Genomic DNA, 25,361 nt, shown 5'->3' on the forward strand with positions numbered 1-25,361 from the left:
TTTATCAGGGCTTTGCTGCAGGATAATCGCCGCGCACAACCTTTTCCGTTTCCATTCAGGTGATCGATGAACATGACCCCCAAGCAGAGAACCCTGGCCATCACCATGCTGATCGCCGTGGTGCTCCTCGGCTGGCTGCTCTGGCCCAGTCAACCACCCAAGGCGATGCTGACCGCTCAGGTGACCCGCGAGGATATTGCCCAAACTGTACTGGCCAGTGGTGTGCTGCAGGCCGTGGAGCAGGTGGATGTGGGGGCCCAGGTCTCCGGTCAAGTCACCAAGCTGGCCGTCGAGGCAGGTGATCAGGTCAAGCAGGGAGACCTGCTGGCCGAGATCGATCCCCTGATTGCCCAGAACAACCTCAAGACGGCCGAGGCGGAGCTTGCCAGCAACCGCGCCCAGCTCAAGATCAAGCAGGCACAACTCAAACAGAACGAGCTCGCCTGGCGGCGCCAGCAGCAGATGTTCAAGCAGGAGGCGAGCTCACGGGCCGATCTGGAGAGTGCCGAGGCCCTGCTGGCGGTCACCCGCGCCGAACTGCAAAACAGCCAAGCCAATATCGACAACGCCCTGATCAAGGTTGATCGGGCCAAGACCGAACTGGGCTACACCAAGATCCTGGCACCGATGGATGGCACCGTCATCAGCATTGTGACCCGTCAGGGCCAGACCCTGGCTGCCAGCCAGACGGTGCCGACCGTGCTCAAGCTGGCCAACCTCGAGACCATGACGGTCAAGGCGCAGATCTCCGAAGCTGATGTCACCAAGGTCAAAGCCGGCATGCCGGTCTACTTCACCCTGATCGGCGATCCGGATACCCGCTATCAGGGTACGCTTCGCGCCGTGGAGTTAGCGCCCACCAACATCAACGATCAGGCTACCACCGGCACCACCACCAGCAATGCGGCCGTTTACTACTACGCCCTGTTCGATGTGCCCAATCCCGACCATACCCTGCGGGTCGCAATGACCACCCAGGTGACCATAGTGCTCGGCGAGCGCAAGCAGGTGCTCACTGTGCCGCAAACCGCCCTCGGCAAGTCGTTGGGTGACAACGAGTATGAAGTCACCGTGATCAAGGAAGATGAGACGACCGAAACCCGTCATATCAAGACCGGTATGAAGGATGAGATCCGCATTGAGGTGATCAGCGGGCTGAGCGAGAAGGAGGAGGTGCAGCTCAATCACGGAGCCCCCGCCGACAATGATGAGATGGCGGTGATGCTATGAGTGAGCCCCTGAACCAGCTGCCGTTGATCCAGCTGAAAGGGGTCGAGCGACGCTACCAGAGCGGCGACAGCGAAGTCACCGTGCTCCACCCTCTTGATCTCACCATCACGGCAGGAGAGATGATCGCCATTGTCGGCGCGTCCGGCTCCGGCAAGTCGACCCTGATGAACCTGCTGGGTTGTCTCGATAGCCCGAGCAGCGGCCAGTATCTGTTTCGCGGTCAGGACACCGCGACCATGGATGCGCTGGCGCTGGCCCGGCTGCGCTGCCACCACTTCGGCTTTATCTTTCAGCGTTACCACCTGCTGCCTCATCTCGATGCCGCCGCCAACGTGGAGATCCCCGCCGTCTATGCCGGCACCAGTCGCCCGGATCGCCAGGCGCGCGCGCGTCAGCTGCTGGGCAGACTGGGTCTGGCCGATCGCAGCCACCATACCCCTGGCCAACTCTCCGGCGGTCAGCAGCAGCGGGTCAGTATCGCCCGGGCGCTGGCCAATGGCGGCGAAGTGATCCTCGCCGATGAACCGACCGGCGCACTGGATAGCCAGAGCGGCAAGGAGGTGATGGCAATCCTCAAGGAGCTGCACGCTCAGGGCCATACCATCATTCTGGTCACCCACGATATGAACGTGGCCAGCCATGCCGACCGGATCATCACTCTCAAGGATGGTCGGATTGAACAAGATAGCGGCCCCTGCCAAACGGCCGTGTTGGCTCCAGCCACCGCTGTAGCCCCTCAAAAAATAGAGCCCACTACAGGCGCCAAGGGCCACGACTGGGATCGTTATCGGGAAGCGGGACGGATGGCGATCCATGCCATGCTCGCCCACCGGATGCGCACCTTCCTCACCATGCTCGGCATCATCATCGGTATCGCCGCCGTGGTGAGCGTGGTCGCTCTTGGTCAGGGGGCGCGCGCCAAGGTGATCGACCAGATCAATGCGATGGGCACCAACACCATCGAAATCTTCCCGGGTAAAGGATGGGGCGATGAGAAGATGGCCAGCATCCAGACCCTCAACAAGGGGGATCTCGATGCCCTGTTGGGGCAACCCTATCTTGCGGGCGCCAGCCCCGAGATCGGCAGCTCCGGCCAGTTGCGCTACCGCAACAAGACCAACAGCGGCAACGTGACCGGGGTCGGTAACGATTATTTCAAGGTGAAAGGGATGACGCTGGTCAGTGGTCGCTTACTGGAGTGGCAAGATATCCAGCAGCGTGCCGCCGTCGCCGTGGTGGACAAAAAGAGTATTACCAGCCTGCTTGGCAAGGAGGATCCTGTAGGCAAGGTAGTACTGGTCGGCACCTTGCCGGTGCGGATTGTCGGGGTGGTTTCGCAGGAGACCGGCTTTGGCCCCACCAGCCAGTCAGTCAATATCTGGCTGCCCTACAGCGCGGTGATGAGTCGCCTCATCTCGCAGCACCACTTCAGCCAGATCACCATCCGGGTCAAAGACGGGGTACAACCGGCACTGGCCGAGCAGGCGGTGATCGAGTTGATCACCAAGCGTCACGGGGTGAAGGATTTCTTCACCTTCAGTAGCGACAGCATCATCAAATCGGTGGAGAAAACCACCGCCACCATGACCCTGATGGTCTCGGCCATCGCGGTGATCTCGCTGATCGTCGGCGGGGTGGGCGTGATGAACATCATGCTGGTGTCAGTGGTCGAGCGCACCCGCGAGATCGGCATTCGCATGGCCGTGGGCGCCCGCCAGTCGGATATTTTGCAGCAATTCCTGATTGAAGCCGTGATGGTGAGCCTGCTGGGGGGTATCTTCGGCGTCGGCCTCTCGCTAGGCATTGGTGCGCTCTTTGCACTGCTGGTGGACTCCATCAAGATGCAGTTCTCGCTCTTCTCCATCCTGATGGCCTTTGGCTGCTCGTCACTCATCGGGATCCTGTTTGGTTACCTGCCGGCACGCAATGCGGCGCGGCTCGACCCTGTTGTCGCACTGGCGAGGGAATAACAATGCACAAACTCTCCTGGCTGGCTCTCTCTATGGCCCTCAGCGGCTGTAGTCAGCACAGCACCTATCAAAGACCCGAGCTGGCGATCGCCCCCACATGGCAACAGGCAGAGGGCGCCCAACTGGCTGCGCAGGCTGGCCTCTGGTGGCGGGAATTTCATGATCCCCAACTCGACAAACTGGTCGAGGCGGTTCTAGCCGCCAACCCGGACATGCATGTGGCGGCCCTCAAGCTCAAAAGCGCCAGACTGGGCGCCGAGCAGGCCGATACCAACCTCACCCCCTCGGTCAATGGCACTATCGCAGCCAGTGGCAACAAGGATCTGAAAAGCGGCAAAGGCACCAACAGTCTGGGCCCCTCGCTGAGCCTCAGTTACGAAGTGGATTTGTGGGGCAAGCTTGCCTCGGTGCGAGATCAGGCAAGCTGGGAGGCGGCGGCAAGCGAGCAGGATCTCGCCAGCACCCGACTCCTGCTGATTGGCAATACTCTGGAGCAGTATTGGCAACTCGGCTATCTCGGCTCTGCCATCGCACTCGGAGAACAGCAGCTGGCCAACCTGACGCGAACCGAGCAGCTGACCCAAACCAAATACCAGGCAGGCGCCATCACCCGACTCGATCTGGCGCAGGCACGCCAGCAACTGGCAGGCAAGCAGGCTGAGCTGGCCTCCCTCAAGGCGCAGCAGGAACAGGCTCGCAATGCCCTGCGTCTGTTGCTGGGCCGCAGCAGCGGGCCGCTGGAGTATGCACCCGCTTCCCTTGCAAAGCAGGCCATTCCTGAACTTGCGGTGGGTATTCCGGCCGATGTGCTGGCCCGCCGCCCCGATGTCAAAGCGGCCGAATTGCGGCTGCGCAAGACGCTGGCTAAAGGGGATGAGATCCGCACTAGCTTCTACCCCAGCCTGACCCTGACCGGCAGCGCCAGCACCGCATCCGATAGATTGGCGCAAGTGCTGCAAAATCCGGTCGGTACGCTGGGAGCCAGCCTTGCCCTCCCCTTCCTTGAATACAACCGCACCCAGCTCGCCATTGAAAGCTCGGAGCTGGATTACCAGATCGCCGAAACCGAGTTTCGCAAGCAGCTCTACACTGCACTGGTGGAAGTGGAAGACAATCTGGCCGCCCGCCACTATGGCCAGCAGCGGCTCGATTATCTGCAGGAGCAGCTGAGTTATGCCCGGGAGGCCGAACGACTGGCCAAGGCTCGCTTCCAGGCGGGTGCGACCGGCGTGCAAGCTTGGCTTGATGAGCAGAACCGACTGTGGGATGCCCAGCAGAGCCTGCTGGCACAGCAAAAAGAGCAGCTCACCACCACAGCCAAAATCTATCGCGCCCTGGGTGGCAGCGATAGCGTGACGCCCCGATAGCGCTTCACCTGGCTATCCCCCACTCTGCCTACAGAGTGGGGAATATCATCGCCATAGACCATACAGAATTTCCTCTCCCACACTGCAGCCGAACTTCATTGCCCATTATCAGGGGCAGTCATGGCAGCGCAGCCAATTACATGCATCGGCGACCCTGAATATACCGGCCATACCTTGCGGCTCTCTCTATACCTAACGCCCCCTGACCGGAGATAACGATTACCGGATATTCCATCAGCAGAGAGCTCTACTCTTGCCGAACGACGCACCGTGAATCGTGAATCGTGAATCGTGAATCGTGAATCGTGAGAAACATATCCGAAGCTCGTATCAGCACAACGCATACAAATAGCGATATCGCGTTGGTGAGCCACAGGACAAAATTAATCGTAAACAACGAATGATATTGAGTAAAGGAACTGCGGGTAAGGCGAGAGAGAAAGGATACAAACGAGGAATGCAGATAACAATGAGGTGGAAATACTGGTTGGATAACCACGAGTAAAACGGCAAAAATAATGCCGCCCGAGGGCGGCATTATTCAATCTCTGAACCTGACGAATTAGATCAGGAAATCGTTCAGGTCTTTACCCAATGCGACTTGAGCAGCAATGGCTTTCGGCATACGGCCTTGACCGGTCCAGGTTTTTTCCTGGCCATCTTCTTCGTACTTGTATTTAGCCGGACGCGGAGCTCGCTTGCTCTTGGCAGCGCCAGTTGCAGCAGCCGGAGCAGCGGCAGTCGCCAGTAGCTCACGAGGATCAATACCAGCCTGCTGCAGCATTTCGGTGAATTCATTCAGCTTGCGCTGACGCTCTTCCTGTTCAGCACGCTCCTGTTCAACAGAATCGGCGCGCTCTTGGTAAACCAGGTCAAACTTCTCTTTAGCTTCCAGCAGTTGCTCAAACGGCAGCTCACGAACAGCCGCACGCAGACTGCGAATGTTCAGCAGAACTTTCAGAAACTCGTTCATTATTTCCTCACAAAAAGTCGGTCACAGGGATTACCGTGTAAGAATAGCATGGACAATTGATAACAACATACCGTTTTCTGTATTTACACTCCTTTTTTTTATTTTTCACTCACCATACTCTCTTGACGCGAAGCGTGATAACAAATCAATGCTCAGTTGTGATTGCTATACAATCTGACAGATGATGATCTCAGATATTACAGGGCTCATTAATATCCCACTACATGCAGTCAGAAGATTCTCTTTATAGTGACACCCGATATGCCCTCCCCCCCGCCCAGTTACCCATCAAGCAAGGTGAAATAAAAAAGCCACAAAGCAATTCCTCAGCAACGACGACTTAAAAGGCCATAATTTTATCCATAAAAATCATGAACTTACAACATCAACCCATATATCTAAAGACAAATAAACAATCTGTTTTTTAACATAACCGATCTTACCCGGTTGTTAAATTACGCTAATTTGCGCGAGCATTACTTTGTGCCGATTGATCAACACCACTGATCACCGGTATAGCTACAGAGCCACTCAGCAGAGGTTCCGCAGGATAGAGCCTGAGCGCTTCCAGACGCATCGCATCGGCTGCCTCTTTGCGACCCAGAGCGTTAAGTGCTGTCACCATATTGGCGTATATATTAGCTCGTGGTGTATGAAGTACGAAGTCCTGCCCCCACTCCAGATAAGCTTCCAGTTCATCCTTGTTGTTTGTCTGCAAACCGACCATCAGACGAACCGAGTTCACATCAAATTCAACTCGTGTCAGCCATGCCATAGGATTGATAATCTCCAGCAAGAGCGTCGGCTCCTTATAACCTCCCCGCTCGTATTTGGTGACGACCCAGGCAGTATGAAGGGCTGTCAGCATAAATGGGACAATCAATAGAGGGATAGCTATTGCCATAAATCGGAGCAACAACCAGGGGCGATACTCAATGTCCAACCACGATGGGCTACCGCAACTCACGAAACGGGTTTCTTCAATCTCGGTGTCAACGACATAGATCAGCGTCAGCAACAACCACCACAACACGATTGCATGGTAAAGGGGATATTCCGTCTGAGTATGGAGCAATATCGGTGTCACCAGGGCAAGCAGTGCCATGGCATTTACCCAACGCACCTTCGTCAGCCGCCACAATAATGCGCCCCCCATAATCACCATACCAACCATGGGAGCCACCCCTCCCTCAACAGCCCAATAAAGGAATTCGTTGTGGGGATGGTCAAGATTGTACTCAATCTGCACCATAGATGGATTCAGCGCCTTATCAGCCATGTAGTGATGGAGAAAAACAGATTCAAAACTGCCGTATCCCCAACCACTCCATGGTGCTTCGGCAATCAGCTTGGCTGCATAAGGCCAATAAATAGATCGCATACCACCAGATTGATAAATCTCCAACCCGCGCTTTGCTCCTGCCATCCAGTACTGTGATAGCAGGCCAAGGGCCACCGCAAAAATAACCAGCGCCAACATACGCCATAGCACTCGATGGCGATGGAGTTGCGGTATCAATAAAAACAGAGCTAGCAGACCGCCAAGTTGACCCACTCGGGATTGCAAAACAACCAGCAACAGTGTTGCTGATAGAATGACGCCATAGCGCAGAGCCATCAGAAAACGACCACCCTCTCGGCGTAATTCCAGCCAAATAGCAAGGGCAAGACCAGTTGCCATAAAGGTTGCCATCACGTTTGGCTGTTGAAAGATCCCGTAAGGACGATTGGTTTTAGTGTCGTAGCCAATCCAGTTACCGGGTGTCAACAGATAGAACTGTATCAGACCGAGCAAAGCCTCCATCGCGATCGCTATCAGGACGATATAGAGCAAGCGATCACGCTGCAACCGATTGAAGCGCCATTGATAGAGCCCGAATAAAAACAGCAGACCAGCAAAAAGCCCCAATAATCTTGGAATGGCATAATCCCTGAGTGCAAAACCTGGATAGAACATCGGCAGCAGTAGCAAGAGTGCCCCTATCCATAAGCCCGCTTGTAATGGAGAAAAGAGCAGACGCTGGCGTAACGTCACTTGCCACAATCCTAATCCAATAGCCAGCGAGGCAAACACCCATCCCCATGCGTTAAAGGGCAGATATAGCCCTGCTCCTCCCGGGTTGTGCATAAAAAAATGCACTCCAAGTAACCAGTATAATGAAGATAAAATCCAATACAAGCTGCTCATATATTATTTCCGTATACTCAACGAGCCCCAAACCCTGTCAGCATTGTTTTAATAGTTTTGATTACTATTAATAGATCAAGCCAAAGCGAAAAGTTTCTAATATAATAAAAATCATATTCTAATTTTATACGAGTACTATCTGTATCAGCTGAGTAGCCATGCATCACCTGAGCCCATCCACTTATACCAGGACGAACCATATGACGATACATATAGAATGGTAATTCAGACTCAAACCTCTCCACAAAAAAACGCTGTTCAGGCCGAGGACCAATCAAGCTCATATCCCCTTTAAGAACATTAAAGAATTGCGGGAGCTCATCAATTCTATATTTACGAATAAAATTACCAACACGAGTAATCCGTTTGTCAACCTGCTGAGCAAAATATGCATTGTCTGATGATGAACTGTCATGCATACTACGAAATTTATATATTACAAAATCTTTATTACCCAACCCAACTCTCTTTTGCTTAAAGAAAACAGGGCCAGGGCTTTCCAGCTTTATTAATATTGCTGTTATAAGTAACACCGGCATAAAAAAGGGGAGTGCAATTATAACAACCAAAAGATCAGCTAGTCTTTTTAAAAAGAAATAAAACAACGAGGGAATAGCGGAACCCAAGTCATTTTCATATAATTGCTCAACGCTCACTCGGCCTGTTAATGATGCATATATAGTTTTGCTGTGATAGATTGGTATCCCTAACAAAACGAAATCAGTTAATAACCTTTGCCATTCACTCGTCAAATCAGATGAGTGAAGGTCAGCAACTACGGCATTACCACAAAACAGAGAAAAATCTGGTTTGTGAAGAATATTCCATTCAACAGCAGTCAAGGCACACAGTTTCTGATAATTACCAACCGGGATGATAGAATACTTAACCTTGCCAGATCGTGCCCCTAAGTAATAAATAAGCCAGCAAGATACTAAAACCAATATATACGAGCTTATAATTACTGGCCTACTATACTCAAGACGAAACAGCAGCAACACACCGAATAATATTCCATACACAGCGGTTACTGTTGGAATCATATAAGATAAAGCATTAACTCCAGGATAGCAAAGCACTCGACTCAGGAAAAAACCAGCAGTAATACATGTTATAAAGATTCCTAAAAGTGAATTTATTTTTACATCATCAAGGAAATTCCAAAAGTCCTCGCCCCAAAACAAAAATGCAGGTAATAATGTTGACACCAAGGATGTAAAAAAGAACATTATTGTATAATTAAACCGTACAAGGTCATACCAACGACCACCATATGGATAATAGCTATTATTTATCATGAAAAACTCATTTAGTTATCAACCACAGGGCTGAGCGCCATCGATATGCTGAGCCAATATGTCAAAATATATGCCAATGATTTTTTTCTCATCGAATCTGGCACTAACTAATTGCCTCCCAGCATTACCCATCAAGGTTCTTTGAGCTGTAGTCATTCGTATGAATGTCATCATCGCATCAGCCAATGATGAAACATTTCTAGCTTGACAGAGTAACCCGGTTTTCTCATGTAGCAGTACATCTCTACATCCAGGAACATCGGTAACAATAATTGGCTTTGCCATTGCAGCAGCTTCGATCATAGTTCTTGGCAATCCTTCGCGATAAGAAGGTAACACAATACAATCACTTTCCATTATGATAGGCCTAACATCATGTGTAGTACCGAGATATTCCAGCACACCGTCATTGATCCATTCATGCAACTGTGCATATCCGATCGCTCGTGGGTTATCAGCCTGAACATCGCCTAGCAATTTAAACTTTATGTTTGGATGACGAATATGAATCTGCTTTGCGGCTGCTGCATATTCTCCAATCCCCTTATCCCATAACAACCGAGCAATGAGCAAAAAACTAACCGAGTCATCTTCAGCAAATTTTTCTGAAGGATAAAAAAAACTCAAATCAACGCCCTCGCCAGGCAGTAACAGAGTCTTTCTTTCATCTACCAACTGTCTTGATACAAATTCAAGGCGATCATCTTCATTTAAGAAAATGACTAGCTTAGGATATTTAAAAGCGAATTTATAAAGCAACCTTACTACTTTGGGCACCCAACCATCATTCATAAAGGCATATCCTAACCCAGTGGTTATAGCCAAGGCAGGTGTGCGACAAAGATGTGCAGCAAAAGAACCATATATATTTGGTTTTACCGTATAATGGATAATTAAATCCGCATTAATTTTTCTATATATTCTTACGAAATCAAATATTAATTTTAGTTCAACAATTGGGTTGACTCCTTTAGGGGATAGTGCCAACGGTATAAATGAACACCCCAAATCACAGAGCGAAAAAACTGTATTATCAGGTGGAGCAACAATGGTTATGCGATATCCATGTTGTATAAGTGCAGATAATAATCCGCGGCGAAAATTCCACATTGACCACGCTGTATTGCTCACCATACAAAGATGTTTGCTCATGTGTAGTCCTGGTACAAATTTAACCAACGCAGACAGATAGTCTCTATTGAATAATGGCTAATAACCCGAATCCGAGCCTCCCTAGTCATCACCTCTCTCTCAAGCGGCGAAAGCATCATAGCCTGCTCAATCGCGGTAAATAGCTGCTGACTATTTTTAGAGGGGACAAGCAATCCAGCAGAGCCAACCACTTCCCTCACTCCACCACAATCGGTGGCAACCACTACCCGCTCAGTAGCCATAGCCTCAGCCACAACTAAACCAAACCCCTCCCAAGCTGATGACAACACAAATATATCTGCTGCACTCATCCAATCTTCAACATCATAGCGCAGCCCCAAGAAATGAACTCGCTCGCTAATCCCTTGTGCGCTAGCGATTGTGGTTAAGTATTCTTTTTCCTCACCCTCACCTATGATGACCAACTTAACATTATTGGATCTCGAAGATAACATCGCAAATGCAACAAGCAAATTTGTATAGTCCTTGGCAGCGGTCAGTCTGCCTACTGAAATTAACAATATGTTATTGTCATCAATCCCAAGCTGAGAGCGTAATTTATTTCTGACTGTGGCGTTAAAATAAAAACGCTCCGTATCAATACCATTATACATGACTTTCATTCGCCCGGCAGATACCGCACCTTGTTTAATAAAAGCCTCAACTGCTTCTTGGCTTACGTTTGTGTTAAGATCACATAACCTTTCGGTAAGCCGGTATGCCAATATCCGCCACCCTCTTCCCTCATTAACACTATGTGCAGAGCAGATAAGCTTCGGAAATGATACAAACAATCGTAATAACCGAGCAAAAATATTTGCATGCACCATATGGCTATGCACCACATCCGGTTTATATTGATTAAGTAACCTGATCGCCTGCCAGTATGCTTTGAAAACACTAAATGGAGTTTTCCTCATCTGCAGTGAAACGATGTTTGCTGCAGTCGAATGTGGGCGATTGCTAATTTCACCGGTCATCGAGATAATTAATATATGGTGGCCCAACCTAATAAATTGATCTGCCAAATCGCACACTTGTCGTTCAGCGCCCCCCATACCAAGGCCTGTGATTACCATCGCAATTTTCATGCTATTTCTTCAACCAACAGTAAAGAATGCACTGGAGACTTCTGACACATGCTTTGACCTTGCCGAACAATCGAGTATCTCGGATCACCTGGTCTCTATAAAACAAACCAAAACCACATGGATTACTTCTTAGATTTTTTTTAAAATTTGAGGTGTAGCCATCAGGAAGATATTCACACAAGTATATTACTTGGTCTACATAAAAAACTATCTTACCTATATCGGCAATTTTATTCCATATATATAACTCTGGTACAAACTTTTCGCCCGGGAACTGAGGAAAAGGAAACTCACGCATAACATTAGTGCGAAAAACATAAGCCAGGTCACCTTGTAATATATGCCCTGCCATGATGGGCTGCATTACCATTGACTTGCTCCATGCGGTGTCGGAGATACCAATCATATGACCAGATAATGTTGCTTTTCTAAAACACATCCCAACAAATTCCGAGCCAATATGATTCATAACATCATATAGCTTGGCAACAGCATCACCAGTTAATAAGTCATCACTATCCACAATGATAATCCAATCACCGGTCGCATGAACCACACCTTCATTTATAGCGCGATGCTTCCCTCCATTTTCTTTATAAAAATAATTGATTGGAAAGTCAGATTTAACTCTATAATCAAAAATAAGCTCGGCGGTACCATCAGTGCTACCGTCATCGATTACAAGCCATTCAAAGTCCCGCCTTGTCTGCTGACACAAACTGTCATACAACCTTGGTAAAACATATGCTCTGTTATAAGTTGGCGTCATTATTGTTATCATTGCACGACCTTACACACGCAACCTTTATATTGATGAATGAAGTATATCGACATCGTCGCAGCCATCATCAAAAAAGCATTAGTTATGTAAACGATGTAAATGTCACCGGAACGAAATACTTTTAGCAACAACCAATAGTTGAACATGCTTATAATTAAGAGAAAGAACCACTTGCACATTATCAAAAAATATTTTTTGTCACGGTATAACCGTTGCATTAAAACGCTATCCACAGCGAAAAAAGAAAGCGCAGGCAACATCATAATGGCTAATTCTGCTGCTAACTCATAATCTTTTCCAAAGATAAAATAGACAATTTCATGTAGCCATAACCAACCCATTAATTGCAAGATACATGCAACTAATAACAGCCCTAAACAGACCGTATGTATTTTTTTTACTCTGCGCCCATATAACATCATTGGGGCTATAGACTGCACAACTATACCAAGTACAAGTACGCCCTGCTCTAGCATTTGACTAGCTACACCATACATGGCTAGTTGTTCATACCCTAAGTAATGCTCGATGAAAAAGCGATCAATTCTCATATAAATCAGCATAAGCATTAATGGGACCCAGAGCGCCCCACCTCGACTTAACATTACCACTGCCACTTTTTTATGCCAGTCCCAGATGCCACCTCTAAAATAAATAACACAACACAGTGACATAGCTAAAAACATTGCTTCTATTGCCCTGCTTGAATAGATGATGAAATAAGATGAAAGTAAAAGAGCGAGGCTTACCAAAAGCACCCTTAATAATAAAATTGCAAGACGAATCGCTACAACAATACCTATATTTGTGGTAGCTTGATAGTAGTTGGCTATTACTGAAAATGGTTCATTAAAAATGAGCGCCAGTGCCAATAGCATCAGCATTAATCTTACATCTTGATCTGCGACAATAAAATTTGCGTAGACTAATGTGACAAGCAAAGCAACCAAAGCGAAAAGTAGACGAAAAACAAATACTGAAGATAGTATCTTCCAACGCAAATGAGGATGCCGAACTAATGCCGGAACAACAACTTCCGAGCCGGCAATCAATGTAACTGATGACAATAAAATGACGGCATTGAGCGAATATAGCCATTTCCCATATAATGACACACCGAGTAGATGACTAATTACCCCCTCGCAAAAAAAAACCAACCCAATGGTCACCATTTTTTCAAATAATAGAATACTAACATTAGTAATAATTGCGGCATATTCTCGATAAAATGCCACAACCAGGCCTAATCGCATCCAAGTTGCCTCATTATAGAAACAGGTAACTCAATTTCTAGCCAGCAAAAAATTAACATTGTGTACTGGTAGCTTCACGATGTTCTCCGTTATTGTATGCTGCTTCGCTAGCCACACCAGATCACAGATACCATCCGTCGGTTCGAATGCAGCAGGAGCATGCATCAGGATCTCGCGCACTTGCTGTTGATCAAAACGGTGACAAGCATCATCCAGCGAGGCCAGCAAGGGGCGCAGTCGGGACCAGGGCAGCCAGCTCTCTTGTGCCACCATGATCCTGGGGTGTTCGGTTCCTCTGGCATCATCACCAATCAGTAACTCTTCGTAGAGCTTTTCGCCCGGCCGCAACCCCGTCACCTCTATGGCGATATCACCATCGGGACGCTGCTCATCACGCAGTGTCAGGCCGCTGAGGCGTATCATGCGCTTGGCCAGCTCCATGATCCGTACCGGTTGCCCCATATCGAGCACAAAGACGTCGCCCCCCTCCCCCATGGCGCCAGCCTGGATCACCAGCTGGGCAGCCTCAGGTATGGTCATGAAGTAACGGATAATATCGGGGTGAGTCAGAGTGATGGGCCCCCCCTTATCTATCTGCTGTCTGAATAACGGCACCACTGAGCCGGAAGATCCAAGAACATTGCCAAAACGCACCATACAAAAACGGGTGCTGTGCTTCTCGCGGGTCAAGGCTTGCAAGATCAACTCGGCCAGACGCTTGCTGGCCCCCATGGTGTTGGTTGGCCGCACGGCTTTATCGGTAGAGATCAGCACGAATGTTTCCACCCCAGCCTCAATGGCCGCCTGTGCCGCATAAAGAGTGCCGAATACATTGTTACGTACCCCTTCAATGATGTTGAACTCAACCAGCGGGACATGTTTGTAAGCAGCTGTATGGTAGACGGTCTGGATCCTGAAGCTCTGCATCACCGTCTTGAGACGATGCTGGCGCTGCACTGACCCCAGTAACGGCACCAGATCCGTTTCGATTTCTTCACGCTGACACTGCTCCCGCAGGTTCTTGTGCAGGACATAGAGGGCGTATTCGGATAGTTCGAACAGTACCAGAGTGGATGGACGGCACCGCAAGATTTGGCGACAGAGCTCAGAACCAATAGAGCCACCGGCACCGGTTACCATGACCGCTTTGCCTGTGATATTGGCTTCCATTAATTTTGTCACCGGCTCTACCGGATCTCTGCCCAACAGATCGTCGATGGAAACCTCATTGAGCTGATCTATGCGAGCCGAGCCATTGACCAGATCGGCCATTCCCGGGATAGAGAGCACTTCGCAAGAGAGGGGCTCAAGTGCATTGATCACCTCCTGACGACGCGCTCTGGTGCTGCTCGGCATAGCCAGCAAGATCTTCTGTACCCCATGGTGGTCAATCAGGGCTGGCAACTGAGCACTGTGATAAACGGTACAGCCCTGGATCACGCATCCCTGTTTGGCGGGATCGTCATCAATAAAGGCGACGGGATAAAACTCATTACCTTGCAACAAGGCCATTTGCAGTTGTCGACCCGAAGAACCCGCGCCATAGATCAACACCTGGGTACGAGCCAGACGGGTGCTATTGAGCAGCGCCCGGAAAAACAGCCGCACACCACCAACCAGCAGCACCAAAAAGGAGAGATAGATAACAGATACCGTTCTGGGCAGAAAGATATCAAAGTAAAACGCAGAGAGAACAAAGAAACAGGTTGAAAGAAATGCCCCTAGCGAGATTGTCCATAAGACCCGAAAGCTGACATATCGGAGCACTGCGCGATACAGCCCCAGCCGTACAAACAAACTGATGCTGACAATGATAATTGCGCCAAGCAGTGCCCAGTGATGCGGGCTATCGATGGGCCAGTTATGTTCAAGCCGGATCCAGTACGCTCCCCAATAGGTCATGGTGATCAAGAGCATATCAACGGCGACAGAGATGACACGCTTACTGGCTCGTGATAGGGAGCCCAGGCAAGTCAGTAGCCAGCCCCCTCCGGGTAAAAGCTCATTTCTCATTCTGGTACTCCTGCATTCAGGTGATACGCAAGAAAGGCTAACGGCAAGTAGGCAATGACCAGACCGATCACACCATCGAGCTGGACCAATACAATCATGACAGCGATCGGCGCAAGCCAGAGGCTATTTATAAGAAGCACAGCCAAGGTCACGTTTCGATGACTTTGCCAACGTCTCGCCAGATATTGATAGCCATGAGTACGATGAGCCTCGCTCAGACGACATTTCAGACGATAGCGATTCAGCAACGTCCAGGTCGCATCAACCACAAAGACTCCGAGCATGACGAGCCATGCCCACAGGAATTGAGGTGAAGAAGCAGCATCCAGCAGCATCAGGGAAGCCAGCATCAAGCCAAGAAATCCGCTGCCACCATCCCCCATAAAGATCCTGGCGGGTGGAAAATTCCAGCACAAGAAGCCCGCAGCCGAAATCCCCAGTAGCAGGATCAAACTGGCAGACGACCACTCTCCCCCAACCAGATAGTGAAATAACGCCATGAACAGACAGACGACAACGGCTTCACCTGCCGCCAAGCCATCGATGCCATCCATAAAGTTGTAGAGATTGATAAACCAGATCACCCCCAGCCAGGCCAGCAGGTAACCAAACCAAGCAAGATCCAGCTGCCAACCAAAGAAGGTCAGCGCTGGCAAACCATTAACCGCAGATACCACCAAAGCGGCCGCCATGCTCTGCACAATCAGGCGGGTTCGAGGCTTGAGAGAGATGTGGTCATCGATAAAACCAACCAATGCAATGCCCAGCGCCGCAGCCCATATCAATGCAAAGCTGCTCTGGGATAAGCCGGAGGGCAGTGGGATCAGGGTTACAAACAACGGGGCTGCCAGCAGAAAGGTCGCCACGATAGCCATGCCACCACCTCTCGGGGTGGGCGCCTGATGTGAACTGCGATGATTGGGTTGGTCAAGTAAACGGGTCTGGGCGTAGCGCCTGAGCAGGCCGGTCATGGTGATTGAAAGAAAAAGACAAAATATCGACAACAAAACAAATGCCAGCATCAAGACGACTCACTATGGATTGACGCCATCAGAGATAGGGTCTGAGAAAGCGAATAGGGTGCCGACCATTGTAATCGGCTCTGAGCCTTGCGGGTATCCATTTCCAGAGAGCCATAAATCCGTTGTAGCTTGGAATCAATCCCCAAACAGCGTCCAAGCCCTCTTATTACTCCTGGTGGGAGATAAAAGAGCCGACAGCTAACGCCTTCTGCTTCTGCAATCGCCGCCAACAACTGAGACGTCGACACTGCGACAGGATCTGCGATTAAAAAGACCTGGTTCACTGCGGCAGGGTGCGCCATCGCATGGGCAATAAAGTCACACAGATTAGGTAACGCCAACAGGCTGCGCGCATTGGTCAAACGGGCAAAAGGGAGCGGGATCCCATTGCGCACCCAGGTCATCATGCTGGCAAAGTTAGCCTTCACCCCTTCCCCGTAAATAAGAGGAGGACGGATGATGGTTACAGCCATACCACACTCTTTTGCGAGTGCCATCAGCCCCTGTTCCGCCTCATACTTCGAGCGTCCATAGGGATCTTCTGGCGGACTTTGCACATTCTCATCAAATGGCTTGCCAGGCTCGGTCTGCTCGCCATTCACTTTGATCGAACTGATAAAGATGAAGCGCTTAACTCCTGCCTCAGCAGCCTGCCGGGCAAGAGCGAGGGTGCCCTCTGTATTCACCGCTCGAAATGCTGCCAGGGGATCTGTCGCGGTATCCGACATCACATGCACCCTGGCAGCACAGTGAACAACCACATCCACCTGTTGCAATTGGGCTGTCCAGCTGGCATCAGCAGTCAGAGAGGGAGCATGAAGATGGTAAGAAGCCAGCGGGAGACTTCGCACCGCTCCTTTAACATTCGCCCCCAGAGCCAGCAAGTGTTCACAGACCGCCTTGCCTACAAATCCGTTGGCACCAGTCACCAAGACTGTACTTTTGATATCTGCCATTACCACCAACGCCAACCGTGAATATTGAAGAAAGTCACCATGGAACGCCCAAACATCCATATATGGCGCCAGCCTTTGCGGGATGCATGCCCACCGTGATGAACAACCTTCACCTGAGGGACATAAGCAATCCGGCTGATCTTTCCTGCCCGCAAACTAATGTCAAAATCTTCAAAATAGAGGAAGAAGCGAGGGTCAAACCCTCCGAGCTGCTGCAGAACATTTGTGCGAAACAGCATAAAACAACCACTGACAATGGGTGGGTCCCACAGCACGTCACGATTGTTGAGCTGATCTGCCATCTCATACTTCGCCAAGCGCGTCTGGAAAAACCTCTTCACAAACGCGGGCGCAAAACCACGCAACAGTAAATCAAATACGGTTGGATAGCGTTTACAAAGCCGTTGTACCTCACCATCTTCCCATGTAGCGAAAGGCGTCAATAATCCACAATCCGGATGTTGCTCCATAAACTCGAGTGCATTTTTCAGTGCATCTGGGGCAACTTCCAAGTCGGGATTGAGGATGAGGTGGTATTTTAAACTGCTATCATATCGCATGGATTGGTTGTGTGCGCACCCAAAGCCAGGGTTATCATCACGGCCAATATATTTTATTGAGTTAAAGCATTGGATGGATTCTATATATTCTTTGATTTCTTTTGATGGTTGACTACTATTATCAATAACAACTAGGTTAGTAAATAAATCATGACGATTGAATGAGTTCAATGCATCAAAAATCTTATCAAAAACTGTACCTAACAATATCTTATCAGGGTTAAACAACACCATTGATATTAAGAGCAACTTTGAAAAACCTCATCAAATAAAACGGCAAAACGCTCACTCCATCTGGGTACTCCTGCTTTCATATGGTCATGCTCGAAAAATAATGTCCCGCTAGGTATAGAATAATGACAATTGCTTTTATTTATAATCTCTCTATGATGCCAAACCATTTCACCAAAGTTAGTCGAGAGAATAGGTATTTCGGCAAGCGCATATTCGTAGTATTTTACTGGATCAACAAACCGGGTAATCTCGTTGATAACAAAAGGGATGATTGCCACATCAAATTTCGAGATTTCTGACATGACTTGACTATGAGGTATGGCACCTTTCAAAATAACATTTTTTGGCAAACATGTCGGGAGTCTGCTCTTTACAGGGCCAAATAGATGAACAGATGATGTTGGATTTAAATTGGCTAGCTCTATTAACCATTTCCAATCAAACCAACTAGCAATCGTTCCAATGTAACCAAAAACATGCCCCTGACCTTTGTCAACATCTTGCTCTTTAGTTAACCCATCAGCACATGCATTTAAAACTAGCAACTTTTTATCATGAATAAACTTGTCATATAATTCATGACTAGAACACATTATAATATCAACCTCTTTGATGAGATTAGCCTCCATTAGAGTCATGTGTGTTCTAGATAGGCCATGATAAAAAGATGGAAAGTCATCCATAGCATCATAACAGGAGAAGTCCCAGTCTCTTGCCTTGAGTAAAGCAAGAGAAAGGCGACATGGCTTACCTATAACAATACCAGCCTCTTCCGTTCCGACAAAATCAAGAATTGAGTTAATTAACTTATTAATACGACTACCATTGAAGAAATCAAATAATATTTCAATAGGTTCTAATGGAATTAAAGAACCTGCCGAAACAATCTCCACATGTTCTATATTTGCAAGACCTGATGGTTCCGGGGCATGACGCCCCGGCAGAAGATCTCCAAAATTAGGAAATCGGCTTGGATATGGCTCAACCCATAGTAACTCATCAACTCCATACTTAACTGCCATTTTCGCAAAAAAGTGGGGACGTTGATTTATACTACGCCAAGGTACAGGTGATATATATACTAGTCTCATATTGGCTTGCTATTAAAGTAATTTCTTACTATTTCTACAATACGCTTGCTAGCATTACCATCGCCATAAGGCGATGCACCAATTGCCATCTTAGCGTATGCAACTCTATCGGATAGTAACTGAGATGCTTCACGAACAATATCTATTGTCTCTGTACCTATTAATCTGACAACCCCCTCTGTTACGGCTTCAGGACGCTCTGTGTCACGACGCAAAACCAGTACAGGCTTACCAAGCGCCGGAGCTTCCTCTTGAACACCACCTGAATCCGTAAGAATAAGATATGCGGACTTCATCGCCGTCACAAATGGACCATAGTCAAATGGTGAAACTAGCTGTATACGCTCATGGCCACGCAGATAACGATCAGTAACCTCACGGACATTCGGGTTGGGATGCACAGGGAAAAGCACATAAATATCTTCGTGCTTTTCTATTAACTCCAAAATCGCCTTACAAATATTTACTATTGGTTGACCAAAGTTCTCTCTTCGATGAGATGTTACTAATACAATTCGCTTATCTTTAGGGATCTCGATACCAAGATTAAAGTCAGTCTTGGCTGTTTCCAGGAGTGCATCAATAACTGTATTTCCAGTTACAGTAATCTGCTCTTGTGAAATTCCCTCACGAAGCAGATTTTCTCTGGAAACGGAAGTTGGTGCAAAATGCAAGCATGCCAAGTGGCCAGCTAGTACTCGATTTGCCTCTTCAGGGAAAGGAGAATATAGATCATGAGTTCTTAGCCCTGCCTCCAGATGCGCAAACGGTATCTTTTTGTAAAAGCATGCAAGAGCGGTAACAAACACTGTTGTTGTATCACCCTGAGCGATAACCATGTCGGGCTTCGCCTCATCCAGCGTTTTATCTATGCTCAACATTAGACGTGATGTCAGCTCTGGTAGCGTTTGTCCCGGAGTCATCACATTAAGATCATAGTCCGCTTGAATATTGAATAGGGCAAACGCTTGATCTAACAAATCGCGATGCTGAGCCGTTGCCAGAACAATAACATCAAAGTCATCAGCATTCTGTAACGCTTTAACCACTGGAGCCATCTTAATGGCCTCTGGCCGAGTGCCAACAACACACATTATTTTTTTCATATTGATTCCCAATGTATTAACTCAGAATATCTCTATCAAACTGCTCTGCGCGAACACTCCAACTATTTTTCTCAGCCAACTCTCTCAATTTACTTATATATTCAGCATCACCAATAGATTGCGATGCCAATTTGATAGCTTTAATAAAACTTAAAGCATCTGCACCAGAAAAGACTTCTTCATAAACTGTGCACTCATTCATACATTCTGTAACAACTACTGGTTTCCCCAAGGCAAAATATTCGAACAACTTCAGAGGGGACGTTGAACTAGCAATTTCACTAGGCTCGAATGGAATAAAAGAAATATCAAATAACTTAGCATATGATGGTAAGTTATTATACTCGACTGCACCACAATATATAATATTATCTTTTAAAGGAAGTTTCTCCAGTCCACCTTGATAATCCGGCCCGATAAAAATAAACCCAAAGTCTGGCATTTTGGAAGAAATCAAGTCTATTAACTCATACCATAACCAAGGTGCCATCGCGCCGAAATAACCAACAGTTATCCTATATTTACTCCGAAATGCCACCAAATTGTCAGGCAAAACACAGTCAGTATTTATAGCTTTTCTGTAATGCTCAACGTCAACGCCATTTGGTATATATGAACATATAGAGCTATCCACATGTGTGATTGCTTCCATGTATAGTTGCTTAGCAGTAGTGATAATATAGTCTGCACAACCAGAAAAAGCTTTCTTTTTCATATCGAGCAAACGTAAAATTTCACGCTGACTACCAGAAATCAATGGATCTATGTGATCAACATAATCATATATAACATAACCACTTTTTTTTACCTTTTCTATCGTTCTTGATGATGCCATTAAGGATGTACTTAGGAAAATGTGGTATGCATGAGGAATCAATGCAACAGATTCATCATTTGATAACCATACATTAGTAGCCACATTTCGAAACCCTTTTACTCCATCGCCTGTGGTCATATAGATAACTATATGGCCAAGATTACCCAATGCAACGGATAAATGCTGTGGACGCTGAAATAATGGTATATCCCAATCAATATTTCTTTCAAAAACAATAATTTTTTTAGTATCATCCTTTTTAGACAATACCGTCTCATTAAATAAATGCCAGCTAATGTCCACACAACTTACTTTTTTGTAATTACCTCCACCGAGAGATCTCAACTGCCGCACTACTGAGTGCGCTTCACCAACCAGTTTATTACGTAATGGAGAAGGCAACTTCCAGTATATATTTTTAGCCACCTTATATAAAAACCGAATTAAATAATCTTTCATATGCTATTAAGTAAATACACTGATTAACTCGCCCGTTTCGAAATTGATATTATTGTATCAACTAAATCCCTATATTTAGAATACGTAATATCTTTGTTCATATTACAGAATTCATCGGCAGATAATTGAGGCGTAACTGGGTTGCAATACACCCTTACCATGGCATCAGCTAGATCAGACTCATAGTCATGCCTCGTTGGAATGCTCCATATAGGACCATCATAATTTTCTATATCAACAGCCCTGTCAATTATTTCAAACCCATTTTTTCCATAAAAATCACTCGCAAGACCAACATTTGGCATAATAACAGGCAAGTCGCTTTTTACAGCTTCAAGTAGAGTCAATGGTCCCCCCTCAAATATTGTTCCGCTTACAAAAGCATCACTCATAGCAAGAAACTCATCAACATTTTTTACTTGACCACAGTAGTACGCCCTATCCACAAGGTCATTAACAAGGATAAACTCTTCTATTTCCCGTAAAAGATCAGGTTCATACGCAGGGCCGATAATAACAAGTACCGAATCTGGGCACTTTGTCGCTATAGACTTAAATGCACGTAATACAGCAATATGATTTTTTTGATGATTTATAGCCCCGACATCGATGTATACAAAGGCATCTTCAGCTATACTAAATTCAGTTCTTAATTTAAGCCTAGAGATATTTCTGTCAATTTTGTCAAATGGTTCGAAATTAATTCCATTTGATATTACAATGCACTTTTCCTCAGGTACAGCTAATTTAGAAACACTATAGTTTTTAACCGCACTAGACACAGCAACAAACACTTTTGTCAATTCAGCTGCACGCTTAAATTCAGCCTTCTGAAGCGGATTAAACCACATATACAAATTATGTATGACTTGAATAAATGGAATGTTATTTTCATGGCAAATACCTACACCATTAATGGAATAATGTGTCATGACAATTTTAGGTTTTACTACTTGAAGTAAATCGATATAAGCCTCATCACTATAAGCCATACAATGGACACTCATGCCTATATCTCGGGCTCTTTGCACCGACACACCTTGTGTCCCCAGAACCAGCAATAATACTCGATAGCCATTTTCCATTAGGAACTCATTAAGCTCCAACACTACATTCTCAAGCCCCCCAGCCTCAAAATTATCAACCTGAACAATAAGATCATATTCATGATTTATATTGACTGAGGAGCATGATGACTTACTGACATCTATAGAACTAGCTATTTTTTTTTTCCCCTTTAGGGTTCTATAGCACAAGCGAGCAAATTCCCCTCGAAAAGTATCAACTGGTAATAACTTATATATTATAGGGGTAATCTCATTTCTTAATTTATGTACAGATGACGATGACTTATTTGTAAAAAAGTCGTATATCTGATGGGAGCCTACTTTACGAACGCACTTTAATTTTTCATAAACAGAAAAGTTTTCTGCTACCATGGACATTCGCAGCTGCGGGTCAGGCAGATTCCCTAACAAAAAATCTGAAAGACGAATATATTTCATTCCTAAAGATTTAAAATCACCTATATCTTCACAATCCACTATAGGTAAAATACCCATCGCAAGATACTCAACCAACTTAGTAGGACATGCAACATTATTAACAATAATATTTTCTCTCAAGATAAAGCCATAATGGCACTCGGCATATAAAGATGTCAATTCATCATGAGATTTTGATTGAATATCAATTTTGTCTTTCAACTCATGTGGCAACATGGACATAAATATATCTGGTTGAGGACAGTAGAACCTATGATGACAAATATTTATGGTTTTAGACATCGCATCGATCATCTTTGATACTTGTTGCCACTTATGCAACCCACCTGCATATACTACTACTGGTTTTCCATCTATATAAGGACGCTCATTTAACGTCGGTGGCATAGTTGGAAACATAGGAAATGAAACAATATCCGCTTTAAGACTATCTCTAAACTTTTGTGTGAGATAACTCTTCATTGCATCAGTGACAACAATAACTAGCCCTGCCTTATTTACAGCTAATTGCTCTTCTTTCTCATATAGCACGGCACTATAAAAATCACTATGCATACGAAACTCTTCGGGGACCACACCATGAACATCTAATGCCTTTTTGATAAATGGAACATACATTAATCGTCCAAATAAATTATCTCTCATTCTCAATACACTATGGAAATAGATTTTTCTACAGCGTAGGACAGAGATTAAAGCTAACATTCTGACCATTAATTTTCTTTTCTTGCCACCAGTAATTCTCAACACCAGCACTTTGCTCTCTGGTCTATCAAACCATTTATCACGACCTTTAAGCTCATCACTTTCAACATATACACGCCAGCGATCAGTAAATAATCTATCAATAATTTGAATACGCTGAAAATATCCATCACTTTGCCTTTCCGGATAGGGATACCCCCCAAAGAAAACAATCCCGTCAAAGCGAATAATGAATGATATTGCATGTTTTATAAACCACTTAACCTTTTCAATTTTTGTTTGTTTAAATTGTGGGACTGGTGATTTTGATATGTTGCTCTCAACTAAAGATGGCTCATCTTTCTCTATATTTTTTTGATGAGCAGTTATGACACGATGCATAGCAAAATTACAATCTACACGATGATATACCGCATCTATGATAAGATCTAACTTTGATAGAAGTAACTCTTTATCCTTCTGGGTAAGGGTCTTATCGTGTAGGAATTTTGTAATGAGAAGAGTTATTTCATTCCAAATCTCTTTTATATCGCCAAATTCCTCAGCTAAAGTTATTTTAAACTGAAGTTCATTATCAGAAACTATGTTTGCAGCACGTAGCGCACCAAGAATATTATTAAACTCTTCATCAAAATAATTTAATGTCGTGGTTAGTTCATCAATATACTCTAGTATAAAATACTTAAATTCTTCAGGTGACTTAACGTTATTTAGTGCATACAAGATATCCATTTTGAAAGATACAAATGGTTTCTCTGGTCTTCGCTTCCATGTAATAGAATGTTTTTGTTCTAGATATTCCTTATTTATAGCAGCACGCCCACTGAAATATTCATATTGCAACTGCCCAAATGATGCAGATCCCCAATGATGAATAAAAACATCACGAGCAAGATACACTGAGTAACCTAAGTTTCTAGCTCGAATCAAGTAGTCATCATCTTCAAAGCCGCCAGGAAAAAACTTCTCATCTAGACGACCGATCTCAAGAATAGCTTTCCTTGTCAGAAGAACACAAAAAAAGGTTATATCAGAGTCAACTACATGACCCTTCCATGTTTTGTATCTTTTTTCTGAGAATGAATTTATTTTATTAAATAAGGATGAATTCAATTCACCTCTAAAATTCAGACATGAATTTAGCTCAACCTTATAATCAACTGGAATACATTGCTCACCATCAGCTTTATTTGTGACACTGCTAATAATATCGACATTTTTTTCTATTAATCTGTCTAACCAATAGTCAGAAACAATGACATCACTATTAAGAAGACAGACATGAGAAATCTCATCGTTATCAATAAATAAATCTATACCAATGTTATTACCACCCGAAAAACCAAGGTTTTTTTCTTGCTGTATATGTTTCCATTCGCCACCCGTTACAGATGAATAATAATTCATCATATTTTTTATTTTATCTCTTTCAATTTCTTCTGATGCATTATCAATTAATATGACTTCATATTTTGTTTTGTTTTTAGCAAGGCGGAGGCTTTCCAGTGTAACTTGAACAGCATTTGACGCGTTATATGATACAATAACAACACCAACTTTATAATTTGCCATAAATAATTTCGCCAATAT

Annotated in this window: 18 protein-coding genes; 3 read left to right on the top strand and 15 right to left on the bottom strand. The window is 45.9% G+C overall.

The genetic code is table 11. The features are described 5' to 3' along the window. The first annotated feature begins 66 nt into the window (after positions 1 to 66). The 3 genes from macA to G5315_RS04955 are packed head-to-tail and all read left to right on the top strand — an operon-like array spanning position 67 to position 4,567. Positions 67 to 1,230: a macrolide transporter subunit MacA gene (gene macA, locus G5315_RS04945; protein ID WP_421332610.1), complete on the top strand. Its 1,164-nt coding sequence runs from the start codon at positions 67 to 69 to the stop codon at positions 1,228 to 1,230. Further along, a complete protein-coding gene (locus G5315_RS04950; RefSeq protein ID WP_421332612.1) occupies positions 1,227 to 3,200 on the top strand; it encodes a MacB family efflux pump subunit in 1,974 nt (657 codons plus the stop codon). Before macA ends, G5315_RS04950 begins: the two co-directional genes overlap by 4 nt. A 2-nt stretch (positions 3,201 to 3,202) precedes the next feature. Continuing rightward, entirely contained in the window at positions 3,203 to 4,567 is a 1,365-nt protein-coding gene (locus G5315_RS04955; RefSeq protein WP_323912944.1) for an efflux transporter outer membrane subunit, read from the top strand. Between the two features lie 562 nt (positions 4,568 to 5,129). Here G5315_RS04955 and G5315_RS04960 read toward each other — a convergent pair. The 15 genes from G5315_RS04960 to G5315_RS05030 all read right to left on the bottom strand — a co-directional run bounded on the left by G5315_RS04960 (position 5,130) and on the right by G5315_RS05030 (position 25,343). Next, positions 5,130 to 5,540 carry an H-NS family nucleoid-associated regulatory protein gene (locus tag G5315_RS04960; RefSeq protein WP_216954269.1) on the bottom strand — a complete coding sequence of 137 codons (411 nt, stop codon included), beginning with the start codon at positions 5,538 to 5,540 and terminating at the stop codon, positions 5,130 to 5,132. A gap of 460 nt (positions 5,541 to 6,000) precedes the next feature. Beyond that, complete coding sequence (locus G5315_RS04965) at positions 6,001 to 7,728, bottom strand: Wzy polymerase domain-containing protein (RefSeq protein ID WP_421332613.1); 1,728 nt, start codon at positions 7,726 to 7,728, stop codon at positions 6,001 to 6,003. 17 nt (positions 7,729 to 7,745) lie between these two features. Continuing rightward, positions 7,746 to 9,026, bottom strand: a complete 1,281-nt coding sequence (locus G5315_RS04970; protein ID WP_421222178.1) for a sugar transferase — start codon at positions 9,024 to 9,026, stop codon at positions 7,746 to 7,748. Positions 9,027 to 9,044: 18 nt separating this feature from the next. Then, a complete protein-coding gene (locus G5315_RS04975; protein ID WP_421222177.1) occupies positions 9,045 to 10,178 on the bottom strand; it encodes a glycosyltransferase family 4 protein in 1,134 nt (377 codons plus the stop codon). Further along, positions 10,175 to 11,269 carry a glycosyltransferase gene (locus G5315_RS04980; protein ID WP_227340921.1) on the bottom strand — a complete coding sequence of 365 codons (1,095 nt, stop codon included), beginning with the start codon at positions 11,267 to 11,269 and terminating at the stop codon, positions 10,175 to 10,177. The genes G5315_RS04975 and G5315_RS04980 overlap by 4 nt, the downstream gene beginning before the upstream one ends. Position 11,270: 1 nt before the next feature. After that, positions 11,271 to 12,038: a glycosyltransferase family A protein gene (locus G5315_RS04985; protein WP_421222175.1), complete on the bottom strand. Its 768-nt coding sequence runs from the start codon at positions 12,036 to 12,038 to the stop codon at positions 11,271 to 11,273. A gap of 8 nt (positions 12,039 to 12,046) precedes the next feature. Then, a complete protein-coding gene (locus G5315_RS04990) occupies positions 12,047 to 13,303 on the bottom strand; it encodes a lipopolysaccharide biosynthesis protein (RefSeq protein ID WP_323912956.1) in 1,257 nt (418 codons plus the stop codon). Positions 13,304 to 13,333: 30 nt separating this feature from the next. Further along, complete coding sequence (locus tag G5315_RS04995; protein WP_421332615.1) at positions 13,334 to 15,316, bottom strand: polysaccharide biosynthesis protein; 1,983 nt, start codon at positions 15,314 to 15,316, stop codon at positions 13,334 to 13,336. Continuing rightward, positions 15,313 to 16,338, bottom strand: coding sequence for an MraY family glycosyltransferase (locus G5315_RS05000; RefSeq protein ID WP_421332616.1), 1,026 nt, complete (start codon positions 16,336 to 16,338; stop codon positions 15,313 to 15,315). Before G5315_RS05000 ends, G5315_RS04995 begins: the two co-directional genes overlap by 4 nt. Beyond that, positions 16,338 to 17,294, bottom strand: a complete 957-nt coding sequence (locus tag G5315_RS05005) for a UDP-glucose 4-epimerase family protein (protein WP_421332660.1) — start codon at positions 17,292 to 17,294, stop codon at positions 16,338 to 16,340. Before G5315_RS05005 ends, G5315_RS05000 begins: the two co-directional genes overlap by 1 nt. Beyond that, entirely contained in the window at positions 17,294 to 18,061 is a 768-nt protein-coding gene (locus G5315_RS05010) for a glycosyltransferase (protein WP_421332617.1), read from the bottom strand. The genes G5315_RS05005 and G5315_RS05010 overlap by 1 nt, the downstream gene beginning before the upstream one ends. 32 nt (positions 18,062 to 18,093) lie before the next feature. Then, positions 18,094 to 19,179: a glycosyl transferase gene (locus G5315_RS05015; RefSeq protein ID WP_421332618.1), complete on the bottom strand. Its 1,086-nt coding sequence runs from the start codon at positions 19,177 to 19,179 to the stop codon at positions 18,094 to 18,096. After that, positions 19,176 to 20,285: a non-hydrolyzing UDP-N-acetylglucosamine 2-epimerase gene (gene wecB, locus G5315_RS05020; protein WP_421332619.1), complete on the bottom strand. Its 1,110-nt coding sequence runs from the start codon at positions 20,283 to 20,285 to the stop codon at positions 19,176 to 19,178. Before wecB ends, G5315_RS05015 begins: the two co-directional genes overlap by 4 nt. A 16-nt stretch (positions 20,286 to 20,301) precedes the next feature. Then, entirely contained in the window at positions 20,302 to 21,561 is a 1,260-nt protein-coding gene (locus G5315_RS05025; RefSeq protein ID WP_421263457.1) for a glycosyltransferase, read from the bottom strand. 23 nt (positions 21,562 to 21,584) lie between these two features. After that, positions 21,585 to 25,343: a glycosyltransferase gene (locus G5315_RS05030; RefSeq protein WP_421332621.1), complete on the bottom strand. Its 3,759-nt coding sequence runs from the start codon at positions 25,341 to 25,343 to the stop codon at positions 21,585 to 21,587. Positions 25,344 to 25,361: the final 18 nt, after the last annotated feature.

This window comes from Aeromonas sp. 603607 (assembly GCF_049171595.1).
GTDB classification, from domain to species: Bacteria; Pseudomonadota; Gammaproteobacteria; order Enterobacterales; family Aeromonadaceae; genus Aeromonas; species Aeromonas veronii.